Source organism: Paraburkholderia sp. (assembly GCF_036488795.1).
Lineage (GTDB): Bacteria > Pseudomonadota > Gammaproteobacteria > Burkholderiales > Burkholderiaceae > Paraburkholderia.
The window spans coordinates 81,041-92,657 of record NZ_DASXHA010000101.1; the positions used below are offsets into that span (position 1 = coordinate 81,041).

At 61.7% G+C, this 11,617-nt stretch carries 8 protein-coding genes; 2 read left to right on the forward strand and 6 right to left on the reverse strand.

Annotation, left to right across the window (positions count from 1 at the left end; genetic code table 11):
- The first annotated feature begins 135 nt into the window (after window positions 1-135).
- A complete protein-coding gene (locus tag VGH41_RS13840) occupies window positions 136-1,056 on the forward strand; it encodes an AraC family transcriptional regulator (RefSeq protein ID WP_331598011.1) in 921 nt (306 codons plus the stop codon).
- A 20-nt stretch (window positions 1,057-1,076) separates the two neighbouring features.
- Here the strand turns inward: VGH41_RS13840 and VGH41_RS13845 are convergent, their stop codons facing one another.
- The 4 genes from VGH41_RS13845 to VGH41_RS13860 all read right to left on the reverse strand — a co-directional run bounded on the left by VGH41_RS13845 (window position 1,077) and on the right by VGH41_RS13860 (window position 7,639).
- Complete coding sequence (locus VGH41_RS13845; RefSeq protein ID WP_331598012.1) at window positions 1,077-4,106, reverse strand: FAD-binding and (Fe-S)-binding domain-containing protein; 3,030 nt, start codon at window positions 4,104-4,106, stop codon at window positions 1,077-1,079.
- Between the two features lie 21 nt (window positions 4,107-4,127).
- Window positions 4,128-4,898 (reverse strand): 2-keto-4-pentenoate hydratase, encoded by a 771-nt coding sequence (locus VGH41_RS13850; RefSeq protein WP_331598013.1) that lies wholly within the window; start codon window positions 4,896-4,898, stop codon window positions 4,128-4,130.
- A 40-nt stretch (window positions 4,899-4,938) separates the two neighbouring features.
- Entirely contained in the window at window positions 4,939-6,225 is a 1,287-nt protein-coding gene (locus VGH41_RS13855) for an MFS transporter (protein ID WP_331598014.1), read from the reverse strand.
- Window positions 6,226-6,418: 193 nt separating this feature from the next.
- A complete protein-coding gene (locus tag VGH41_RS13860) occupies window positions 6,419-7,639 on the reverse strand; it encodes a pyridoxal-phosphate-dependent aminotransferase family protein (protein ID WP_331598015.1) in 1,221 nt (406 codons plus the stop codon).
- Between the two features lie 160 nt (window positions 7,640-7,799).
- On the opposite strand from VGH41_RS13860, the gene VGH41_RS13865 reads away from it, so the two are divergent.
- Entirely contained in the window at window positions 7,800-8,525 is a 726-nt protein-coding gene (locus VGH41_RS13865; RefSeq protein WP_331598016.1) for a GntR family transcriptional regulator, read from the forward strand.
- Window positions 8,526-8,865: 340 nt separating this feature from the next.
- Here the strand turns inward: VGH41_RS13865 and VGH41_RS13870 are convergent, their stop codons facing one another.
- Window positions 8,866-9,141, reverse strand: coding sequence for a hypothetical protein (locus tag VGH41_RS13870; RefSeq protein WP_331598017.1), 276 nt, complete (start codon window positions 9,139-9,141; stop codon window positions 8,866-8,868).
- Window positions 9,141-11,324: a DUF6531 domain-containing protein gene (locus VGH41_RS13875; protein ID WP_331598018.1), complete on the reverse strand. Its 2,184-nt coding sequence runs from the start codon at window positions 11,322-11,324 to the stop codon at window positions 9,141-9,143. The genes VGH41_RS13870 and VGH41_RS13875 overlap by 1 nt, the downstream gene beginning before the upstream one ends.
- Window positions 11,325-11,617 lie beyond the last annotated feature (293 nt).

An 11,617-nucleotide genomic window follows, 5' to 3' on the forward strand; every position in this document is an offset into this window, starting at 1 on the left:
CTCACGCCACTGTGCTCTCACGGCATGGGCGGCACTTGTCCAGGATTGCGCAAATATCGTCAGTGGCGGCCGGCCGCTCACGCGCACGCTCTATACTGGAAGCCATTCGTATGCCACTTGCCGCTGGTTTCTGTCGTGAACACCAACCCCACCACCGCCGTGATCGACCCCGCTGACACGCCCTTCGGCCTGCAATCGGTGTGTCACACGCTGCGCGACGCCAACGCGAAACTGGAGCGCTTTGCGTGGCTCGGCGACCAGTTGGCGGTGGCGGAATGGACCCGCGTGACCGAGGAGGCCGAGACCGTCTATGAGCAGCCCGGCCATCACACGCTGTCGTGCTATCTGGATGGCGGATACCGGACCGAGCGGCAGAAACTGCCGGGGCGTTTCGGCGCGCCGACGCGGCTCTGCGCATTGCCCGGCGACCATGAATCACGCTGGTGGGTGCGCGGTCAGATGCACTTCATGCACCTGTATTTTCTGCCGGAGCATTTCACGCAGCGCGCTGTGCGCGAACTGGATCGCGAGCCGCGCGAGGTGACGCTGGCCGATCGCACGTACTTCGAAGACGCGCGCATCGCGAGTGCGTGCCAGACGCTGATGGACGAAAGCTGGGAAGACGCCGACGGCCTCTTGCGGGCCAATGAATCGGCGCACGAAGTCTTGAGCCTGCTGCTGCGATCGCAAGGCGTGAGCCGGCCGGGTGGTGGCTTGAAGGGCGGCTTGACGGTGGCGACGCGGCGGCGCTTGCGTGACTATATCGACGAACATCTAAGCCAGCCGTTGACGCTGGGCGAACTGGCAGACCTCGCCTGCCTGTCGGAATACCATCTGGCGCGCATGTTCCGCATGTCGTTCGGTTTGCCGCCGGCAGCATGGATCGCGCAGCAGCGTATCGAACGGGCTCGCGCGCTGCTGCGAACCACTTCGCTGCCGCTGGCGCAGGTCGCGGCGCAGTGCGGCTATGCCAACGCGAGCCACTTCAGCCATCGCTTTCGCGAGGCCGTAGGCGTGGCGCCGATGGTGTACCGGCAAGTAGTGCAGGCTGCCTGACGCGTCGGCGCGCGGCGGCGCTACTTCAGCGCCAGCGCCAGCACCCGCGCCACGTGAATCGCTTCCACGCCTGCCCCGTCGTGAATCTGATGCCTGCAGCTGGTGCCGTCGGCGACCATCACCGTGTCGCTGTCCAGCTTGCGCACGGCCGGCAGTAACGACAACTCCGCCATCGCTTGCGACGTCGCATAGTGCTCGGCCTCGTAGCCGAAGCTGCCCGCCATGCCGCAGCACGACGACTCGACCGTCGATACCTTCAGCTCCGGAATCCACTTCAACACGGTTTGCACGGGCGTGAAGGCATCGAACGCTTTTTGATGGCAGTGGCCATGCACCAGCGCGTTGGGCATCGGCAGCGCTTTGAGTTCGAGGCCAAGACGTCCAGCCTTCTGCTCGCGCACCAGAAACTCTTCGAACAAAAACGCCGACTTCGAAAGCTGCTGCGCTTCAGCGCCGAAACCGTAGTGCAGAAACTCGTCACGCAACGACAGCAAACACGAAGGCTCGAGCCCGACAATCGGCACGCCCCGTGCAACGAACGGCGCGAAAGTATCCAGCATGCGGCGCGCTTCCTGCTTCGCTTCTTCAACCAGTCCGGCCGCAAGGAATGTGCGGCCACAGCACACCGGCCGCTCGCCTTCGCGGGTGTTGAAGTGCACCGTATAGCCGGCCGCCTCCAGCACCTGATGCGCCGCGCGGGCGTTCTCCGGCTCCATGTTGTTGTTGAACGTATCGACGAACAGCAGGACTTCTTTTACTTCGCCCTGTGCATTGGCGCGAGGCTTCGACGCGCCGCCCACGCCCGACAGAAACGACTTCCTGAAACGCGGCAGCGACCGCTGCGGAGCAAAACCCACCGCGCGTTTGAACCAGCTCGACAGTAGCGGTACGTTATCGGCCAATGCCATCACGCCGGGCATCTTGCTCGCGAGCGGCGCATAGCGGGGCATGAAGGCTACCAGCTTGTCACGCAAGCTCACCCCATGGCGTTTGACCCGCGCCGCGCGAGCTTCGATCTTGAACTTCGCCATATCGACGCCGGTGGGGCAATCGCGCTTACAGCCCTTGCACGACACGCACAGGTCGAGCGTTTCCTTGACGTCGTCGCTTGCCAGTCCGTCCTCGCCGAGCTGCCCCGAGATCGCCAGGCGCAACGTATTCGCGCGCCCCCGCGTGACATGCTGTTCGTCCTTCGTCACGCGATAGCTCGGGCACATCGTGCCCGCGTCAAACTTGCGGCAGTGGCCGTTGTTGTTGCACATCTCGACGGCCTTCGCGAGGCCACCCGAAAGATCGTGCCCCGTGCCCGGCGGCGTTTCCTGTCCGGTGAGCGGATCGCGTGTGACGTTCCAGGCCGACCAGTCCAGCGCGGTCTGCAGCGCACGTTCCTTGTAGCCTGGCGCAAAGCGGAAATTGCTCGCGTCATCCATCTTCGGTGGACGCACGATCTTGTCCGGATTGAAGCGGTTGTCCGGATCGAAGAGCGTTTTGATTTCGCTGAACGCCTGATTCAGACGCGGGCCGTATTGCCACGCCACCCATTCGCCGCGGCACAAGCCGTCGCCGTGTTCGCCGGAATAAGCGCCCTTGTACTCCCGCACCAGCGCCGCCGCTTCTTCGGCAATCGCGCGCATCTTGCCCGCGCCGTCGCGGCGCATGTCGAGAATCGGCCGCACGTGCAGCGTGCCGACGCTCGCGTGTGCATACCAGGTGCCTTCGGTGCCGTGGCGGTGGAACACCTCGGTCAGCTTGCTCGTGTATTCCGCGAGGTGTTCGAGCGGCACCGCACAATCTTCGATGAAGGACACCGGCTTGCCGTCGCCCTTCATGCTCATCATGATGTTGAGGCCCGCCTTGCGCACTTCCCACAAGGCCTTTTGTTCGTTTGCGTCCGGCATCTGCACGACTGAACCGGGCAGACCCAGATCGGCCATCAGCTCGGTCAGCTGCTTTAGCGACGCAACCTGCGCGTCGCGATTCTCGCCGGCGAATTCCACCAGCAGGATCGCTTCGGGACGTCCCACCAGAGCCTTCTCGATGACCGGACGAAACGCCGGATTGCTGATGGCCAGATCGATCATCGTGCGGTCGACCAGTTCCACCGCCACCGGCTGCAGCTTGACGATGTGCTGCGTCAGATCCATCGCCTGCCAGAAGGTCGGGAAGTTGACCACGCCGAGCGTCTTGTGGGCGGGCAACGGCGCAAGCTTGAGCGTCAACTGCCGGCTAAATGCCAGCGTGCCTTCCGAGCCGACCAGCAGATGCGACAGGTTTGCAATGCCGTCATCGGTATACGCGCGCGGATTCTGGCAATCGAACACGTCAATGTTGTAGCCCGCCACGCGCCGCAGCACCTTCGGCACGCGTGCAGCGATTTCATCGCGCTCGCGCAAGGCAATGCGTTTCACGCCTTCCACGATCTCCTGCAGGCGCTTGCCTTGCGGCTCGTCGCGCAGCGAGGCGAAGCGCGCTTCGCTGCCGTCCGCGAGGATCGCGTCGATGGCCTCGACGTTGTGCACCATGTTGCCGTATTCGATCGAGCGCGAGCCGCATGAGTTGTTGCCGGCCATCCCGCCAATCGTGCATTGCGCGGCCGTCGACACATCCACCGGAAACCACAGGCCGTGGGGCTTGAGCCACGCATTCAGATGATCGAGCACCACGCCCGGCTCGACCGTCACCGTGCGTGCTTCAGGATCGAAAGAGACAATATTGTTCAGCCACTTGCTGGTGTCGATCACCAGCGCTTCGCCCACGGTCTGCCCACATTGGCTCGTGCCCGCGCCGCGTGCCAGCAACGGCACCTTCTCGCTGCGCGCCAGTTCGAGCGCGATGCGCAGATCGTCCTGATCGCGCGGCACGACGACGCCGATCGGCGTGATCTGATAGATCGACGCGTCCGTCGCGTAGCGGCCGCGGCTGGCCGCGTCGAACAGCACGTCGCCGCGCAGCGCCTCACGCAGGCGGTTAGCGAGCGGCGTCAGCAGGCGCGCGGTGGACGGCACCAGATGGATGGGTTTGACGAGTAAGGGAGAAGCGGCGTTCGACATATCGGCAACCCGAAGAAATCTCTAGAAAAGCGTCACGCTGATGGGGGCGAGCCCCTCGATGCGTCCGCTCGCGGTGCCTGCGCTTTGCGGAAAGAACATGCCGGTGTACGAACCGGTCGTCATCACCATTTCCGGGGTGACCGCGAGGCCGTGATAGACCGCGCAGTGATTCACGATCCACGGCAGCAGGCGGCGCGGATCGCCCGCGGGGTTGCTGGGCGTGCTGGCCAGCACCACGTCGCGTCCTTCGAAACTGAAACGCAGCGACGGCGCGAGAAACGGAAAGTCGTCCTGATACGGCGCGAACTCGCCTACGATCAGCGCGCCGTTGTTTTGCAGATCGGCGAGCTGCGCGAATTTGTCGACGTTCGGCCATTCCGCGTAGCGGCTCGCGACGATTTCCACAGCTGCTCCGAACGATGCAATCCCCGCCAGCACTTCGGCTTCGCTATACGGCTCGCTCGCCGGCTCGAAGCGGCGGCCAAAGCGAAATGCGATCTCCAGCTCGAGTCCGAGCGGCGTATAGGCGGCGTGCGGCAGCTTGACGCCGTCGGGAAAGACATCCGCCGCGGGCAACGGCGCGCCCTGAATGGCGCCGGTCGGAGACTTTGCGCCGATCTTCCAGCCGCCGATCCGCGCCCGCGACAGGCGCAGGATCTCATGCTGGATCGCATACGCGGCGTCGGCGTCGGCCGGTGTCAGTTCCGGCGTCAGGCTGTCGAGCGTCTGCTGATCGCGCCGCGCGGCGGCGAGCTGTTGGCTCAATATCGAAGTATCTGTATTGCGGGTCATTGTCTGGAGTAACGGATGAGGAGCGAACTGCATGCGCGGGTCACGCGTTGACGCCCGTGACAGGATGAGCGTCCGGCGTGGCCTGGAGTTCGAAGCGGCTTTCCGGCTGCATGCGGAAGGCGAGCACCACACCGACCGCCATCAGCAGCATGCTGCCGACGAACGGCAATTCCCAGCTACCGAAGCGGTCGATCAGCAAGCCGCCGACGACCGGCGAAATGATCGCCGCCAGAGCCGAGCCGGTGTTCATCATGCCGCTCGCGGTGCCGGAGTATTCGGGGGCGATGTCCATCGGAATGGCCCACATCGGACCAATCGTCATTTCGGCAAAGAAGAAGCCGGCGGACAGGCACGCCATCGACACATAGAGGTTGTGCGCAAACATCAGCGGCACCAGTACGGCGAGCGTGCACAACATGCACAGCGACACCATCCAGCTGCGCGCACGCTTGAGGCTGCCGGTGCGCGTGTAGATCTTGTCCGTGACGATGCCGCCGAGGGTATCGCCGAGCACGCCGGCAAAGAACACCGTCGAGGCGAAGATGGCCGACTTCTGCAGATCGAGGTGATAGCTGTGCAGGAAGTATTGCGGAATCCAGCTCAGGAACAGCCACAGCGTCCAGCCGTAGCAGAAGTAGACCACGGTGACCGGCGCCATGCGGCGAAACAGCGCTTTCCACGGCACCTTCGCGCCCTTGGGTTTCGGTTGCGGCAGCACGGCGATTTCGTCTTCGGTGATGCGCGGATGATCCTGCGGATGCTCGGTGAAGGTGAGCGCCCACACCACGACCCACAGCAGGCTGAACGCACCGCAGATATAGAACGATTCACGCCAGCCCCACGTGGCCATCACGAGCACGATCACGCCTGGCGCCACGGCATTGCCGATGCGCGAAGCCGCATGCGTGATGCCTTGCGCGAAGCCGCGCTTTTCCTTCGCGATCCAGCGCGCCATGGCGGCGGTCGCCGCCGGAAAGGTTGCGCCCTCGCCGAAACCCAGCAGCAGACGTGCGCCTAGCAGCGAGACGAGGCCGCCTGCGAAACCGGTGAGGACGGTACCCAACGCCCAGATGGCGCCGCACGCAATCAGCGTGCGTTTCGCGCCGAAGCGGTCGCTGACCCAGCCGCCAATCACCTGAAAGATCAGGTACGGGTACGCGAACGCGGAGAAAACCAGACCGACCTGTGTATGCGAGAGATGGAATTCCTTGCCGAAGCCCGCTGCTGCGGTGCTGACGTTGACCCGGTCAAGGTAGGTGATGAAGTACATGATGCAGAGCATCACTAGGACAATACTGCTCGCACTGGTCACACGGAACCGCTTCATTGTCTGTCTCCGTTGCTGGTCGACCGCGCGCCTCGGATAGCGCGCTGCGTCGTGAGTCCCCAAGCATGTACTGCACGGACGTAGCGTGTCGTTGGTTGCCTACGTCCTGGCGAAGCATGTCGGGAGAAGGGCCTGCCTTCTCCCATTTACGTCTGCGCCCCTATTTTTCTTAAGGGCTTCTTTAATTATTTCCTTACGCAGCCGCCTTCAGCGAAGCCTTGTGCGCCTGCGCGGTCAACCACTCCATTGCTGCCGGCAAGCCGCTCGCTGCAAGCGGTACGCCTGCCAGTTGCAGACCCATTTCGCAGCCGGCGAGCGTGGCCAGCAATGTGAGATCGTTGCAGTCGCCGAGGTGACCAATGCGGAACATGCGGCCTCTCATCTTGCCGAGGCCCGTGCCGAGCGACATGTCGAAGCGTTCGTAGATGGTTTTGCGCACCGCGTCGGCGTCGATGCCTTCGGGCATCATCACGCCGGTCAGCACCGGGCTATAGACGGCCGGATCGGCGCACTGGATCTCGAGGCCCCAGGCGCGCACCGCGCGGCGAGCCGCTTCGGCGAGGCGGTCGTGACGTGCGAAGACGTTGTCGAGCCCTTCGTCGAGAATCATCTCGAGCGCTTCCGACAGGCCGTACAGCAGGTTCGTGTTCGGCGTGTACGGCCAGTAGCCGGACTTGTTCATTTCGATGATGTCGGTCCAGTCCCAGAAACTGCGCGGCAGCTTCGCCTGCTTGCTGGCGGCAATGGCCTTCGGCGACACCGCGTTGAAGCTGATGCCCGGCGGCAGCATCAAACCCTTCTGCGAGCCGGACACGGTGACGTCGACGCCCCATTCGTCATGGCGATAATCGGCGCAGGCGAGACCCGAAATGGAGTCGACCAGCAGCAGCGCCGGGTGGCCGGCTGCGTCGATTGCGCGGCGCACGGCGGCGATATCCGAGGTGACGCCCGTGGACGTCTCGTTGTGGACGACGCAGACCGCCTTGATGGCATGCTGCGTGTCTTCCTTCAGACGCGCTTCGATCATCTGCGGCTGTACGCCGCGGCGCCATCCTTCGATGCCCGGCAGGCCGATAAACTCCGGCTTCAGCCCAAGGCTTTCGGCCATCTTCTTCCACAGGGTCGCAAAGTGCCCCGTCTCGTACATCAGGACGGTGTCGCCCGGGCTCAGCGTGTTCGACAATGCGGCTTCCCATGCGCCCGTCCCGGAGGCCGGATAAATCACCACCGGATGTTGGGTCTTGAAGACTTTCTTGATGCCTTCAAGCACCTTCAGGCCAAGCACGGCGAACTCCGGACCGCGATGGTCGATGGTCGGATAGCTCATCGCACGCAGAATGCGGTCGGGAACCGGGCTCGGCCCCGGGATCTGCAGGAAGTGGCGGCCGGCGGGATGAAAATCTAACTTGAGCATGGGTGATCTCCGATTGAATTTTGCATGCAAAAAACTATATCAGATGATCGGTGACCGCCCCAAGTCAAAAATGATGAGATGGGACAGGTGTTTACCCGTGTTGTTAACTATTCGGTCAGGTTCCGATAAAATCGCTTTCAATGTAAGTTAAGGGCTTTGTATGCAAAATTCGGATATTGACGTGGGCATCGCCGCGACCCCGCTGATGCCGAAAGTCGAGCGGCAGCGTCTGCACGACACTGTGGTCGAGCACATTCGGACCTTCATCGTCGAAGGGGTGCTGGAGCCGGGCAAGAAACTGAACGAGCGGGAGTTGTGCGAAACGCTCGGTATTTCGCGCACGCCGCTGCGCGAGGCGTTGAAGGTGCTGGCAGCGGAAGGTCTGATCGAGATCTGGCCGAATCGCGGCGCGTCGGTGTCGAAGATGTCCGAGGCGGAATTGCGCGAGACCTTCGAACTGATGAGCGGGCTCGAAGCCTTTTCAGGCGAACTGGCGGCCGAGCGGATCACGCCGGTGGAACTCGCCGAGATCAAGGCGCTGCACTACGCGATGCTCGCGTGCCGCGCGCAAAACGATCTGGCGGGTTACTACAGCCGCAATCAGGCGATCCACGACAAGATCAACGAAGCGGCGCGCAACTCGGCGTTGCGGCAGATGTATATTTCGGTGAACCGACGATTGCAGGCCTTGCGGTTTCGCTCGAACTTCCAGACGCCCAAATGGGATCGCGCCATTCACGATCACGGTGAAATGCTGGAGGCGCTCGAAGCGCACGACGGCAAGCGTTTGAGCGCGATCCTGCGACAGCACTTGCTGGACAAGCGCGACGCGGTGCTGCAGGTGCAGTCGCAGGAAGAGGCGGTTGAGGGTGGGTTGGGGGGGTAGGGTTCGAGGCGCGCGTCAAAGGCATCCAGACTTATCCCCACATTTGGTTCATGAGGGTGCGGATAAATAACACCCTGTCATTTGCGGGCCGCCACATAAGGCTTATCAGGCGACCTGCGGGAAACGTTCCGCTTCCTGGGCGCTCTCGAACATCCGTTTCCTCGTGTTTCCCCGCACACTGCGGCGCCGCGAAGCTCGCGCAAGCGCTGGACGATTGTGCTGAACTATTGCGAAGCCGCAGACAGCAGACAGCCCGGAGAAGAGCGGGCTCCAGTTCGTTCCTGGTGATCTCGGTACAACGATTGAACGTTCTTTGCTCACCGCACCGAACGGCAGTTACTTACTCCTCTGAAGGTCTGTCGATTGGCTCTTGCGTGACAGTCATGTATTGCCTGATCCCCGGCTGACCCAGCGCAATCGCATTGAGCATTGCGACGCCAAGCCGACGCGCGAATTCGTCGTCAAGCCTGAAATCGAAGTCATCCAGCAGGATTGGCACCGTAAATTTTCCAGCCAGAATCGGGGCCAGCCTGGCAGGTTCAACTAGCTGCACATTCAGCCGCTGACTGTCCTGGTCGTAGTTCAGAACTACGGAACGGGGTGGATCAATAGCCATTAATACCCTCTGCACTCTTGATAGTCTAGGAATGCCTGCTGTTTGCACAGCGCGACGCCCCGCTTGCCGCCCATGGGATAAGCAATAGACGCGCAAAGACGCATGTCGGATTCATACTTCACATGACAATCTGCCTCGCGCCACTCCTTGTCACCATTGCTCGCACATTTAACGATGCCACCAACACCAGTACTGGCTCCGAAGAACGCACTGTAAAGTGTTGACCTCTTCGCAGAACCGGTCAGGTCCGGCACAAGCACAGGATACGGGACCTGCGCCTGATCGCCCAGCATCAGCTCCGTAGACTCGCTCCACAGCGGAAGTGGTTCACCCAGTTCATCGCCGAAAAGCTTCCCGGGCAGCTTCGCTTTCCACGCCATGTAGCATTCAACGCAGATTTTTGGAACGAACGCGTCGGCGTCGGACTTAAGCCCTGCCAGATTCGCAGGCGGCGCAACAGGATCGTTACCGAGTTCCCAGTTGCTCAGCCACACCCCGAGTTCGGCGTCGCTAATCGACTGCGGAGCACCACCATTCGTCGCTACTGTTGCAGCACGTGCCGATACCGGGCCGTTCGCAGCATAGCCATAACGTACTACCAGAGTGCGAGCGACTCCGCCGTTGACCGCGCCGGCTTTCTCGTCATACTTGAAAAGAGACACGCGTCCGCGCGCGTCGTAACTGACGGTGGCCTGACCGCTGTTGCCTGCCATAACCGTTGCGCGATTTGCGACATCTCGAATGAGTGTTCGCATCGCCCAGCCCGACACGGCATCCTGTGTCGTTGCGATGTTGCCTCTTGTGTCGTAGGTGTAGGTCCAGTCTTCAGTCTTCGTGCCATTCCGGATGACCGTCGCCGCCAGAAGACGCCCCCCACCATCGTACCGGGCGCTGACCGTCATCTGTTCACCCGTCCCAGCCGCCTGGAGCCCCTGTTCGCCCGTCGGGTCAGTCGTCTTCTGCTCGGCAAAGCCCGTAACGTTACCCTGCGCGTCATAGACAAATGCGCGCACCTTACCTGGCGTAGCGACCAGATGCGGTTGCAGCGAGCTAGCATCGCTGTACGCAATCGTCGTTACCGTCGCTTTCCCAGCGACGGTCGCAACCGCCTTTGTTGGCCGGTTGGCGCTATCCCACGTGTACTTCGTGCCCCCGTCGGGGGTCGCCCTCTGCGTCAGATTTCCTGCGGCATCCCACGCGCGGGATATCGTTCCGTCCGGCGTTGCGACTGAGCCCGGGCGCCACGCGTCAGGAAAACTGAAGCTATATGTATTTGTGCCGCGCGCGTCGCTGAGTGTCGTCTTTCCGGACAGGTCATAGCTCATTGATGCATTACGCATCGTGTCGGGATGACTGACTGAAATCACTCGTGCGTTCGCATCGTAGTTCCATGCTGCCGTCTTCGACCCGGTTTCGTCCTTTACGCCCGTCAGTGCATGAGGAAAACGAGCGTCCTCGTATAGATACTGGCGCGTGGTGCCATCGGGATGGGTTACCGAAGCAAGATTCCCCTTGCCGTCATACGCATACCGCGTGGCGTTGCCCAAAGGATTCACCATGGCAACGACGCGATCGCTGTCGTCATACTGGAGATCGACTTTCAGTCTGTCCGGACCTATGTTGTCGACCTGCCACTCGTTGACCGTCACCATCCGGCCCCGGTGATCAAACTGGAACTTGCGAAGCGAGCCGGTGCGAGTCGTTTCTGAATAGAGACCGCCGGTATTAACCGAGTAGGCTTCGGTCGTGCCCAGTAAGGTGTCTTTCAGATAAAAATATCCGTCGTCAGCCTTCGTCAGGGTAAGGCCGCGGTTGCCCAGCATGTCCCATGCCTTACCGTTCCATTTAAACGTCAGCGGTCGCTGGTTGCCCCGATAAATAACGATCTGCGGCGTGCTCGCCTTGAGCGCTGTCAGATCAAGTCTTCGCTGCCAGTTATTGACCCAGTTACGGCCCATCGCGGTCTGGGTAGTGTCATAGGGCCTGGAAAGATACGTCCGTCCAAAGACAAGTGGTAGCGCGTCGCCGCTCGCAAAGTCGGTTTCCGAGAGGGTAACAATGCCCTCTGCAGGCAATATCGGGTCAGCTACGGGGCACGTATCTTCCGGCGAAGGAGGAACCGGCGCGCCGCCGCAGTAATCATTAATCCAGTCGGCCGCATTGGGACAGTTGTAGTAGTTCATGCTGTTGTACGTGTCGCCATCCCCCCTGGACATGGGTGACGTGCCAGCCACCTGGATAGCGCAGGTTCAGGTCCCAGGAACCCCAAGGGACTTCTGATACGTCTGCATGCATTGGCTGTAATCCGCAGCATTGGCATGAGCAGCGGTCAACAGCAGGGAGGACGTGGCGCACAGGCGGATGAGACGCCGCGCTGCGCTGTGGTGTTTCCACGTTTTTATGGTTCTCCTTTAATCGTTGGTTTTGCCTTTCATGGTCCAACCACTTTTAAGGAAATTGATACTGCCGCCTATAC

Coding starts and splice junctions, on each gene's coding strand:
- VGH41_RS13845 (WP_331598012.1), bottom strand. CDS start 4,106: ATGTCGAACGCCGCTTCTCCCTTACTCGTCAAACCCATCCATCTGGTG.
- VGH41_RS13850 (WP_331598013.1), bottom strand. CDS start 4,898: ATGACCCGCAATACAGATACTTCGATATTGAGCCAACAGCTCGCCGCC.
- VGH41_RS13855 (WP_331598014.1), bottom strand. CDS start 6,225: ATGAAGCGGTTCCGTGTGACCAGTGCGAGCAGTATTGTCCTAGTGATG.
- VGH41_RS13860 (WP_331598015.1), bottom strand. CDS start 7,639: ATGCTCAAGTTAGATTTTCATCCCGCCGGCCGCCACTTCCTGCAGATC.
- VGH41_RS13865 (WP_331598016.1), top strand. CDS start 7,800: ATGCAAAATTCGGATATTGACGTGGGCATCGCCGCGACCCCGCTGATG.
- VGH41_RS13870 (WP_331598017.1), bottom strand. CDS start 9,141: ATGGCTATTGATCCACCCCGTTCCGTAGTTCTGAACTACGACCAGGAC.
- VGH41_RS13875 (WP_331598018.1), bottom strand. CDS start 11,324: ATGAACTACTACAACTGTCCCAATGCGGCCGACTGGATTAATGATTAC.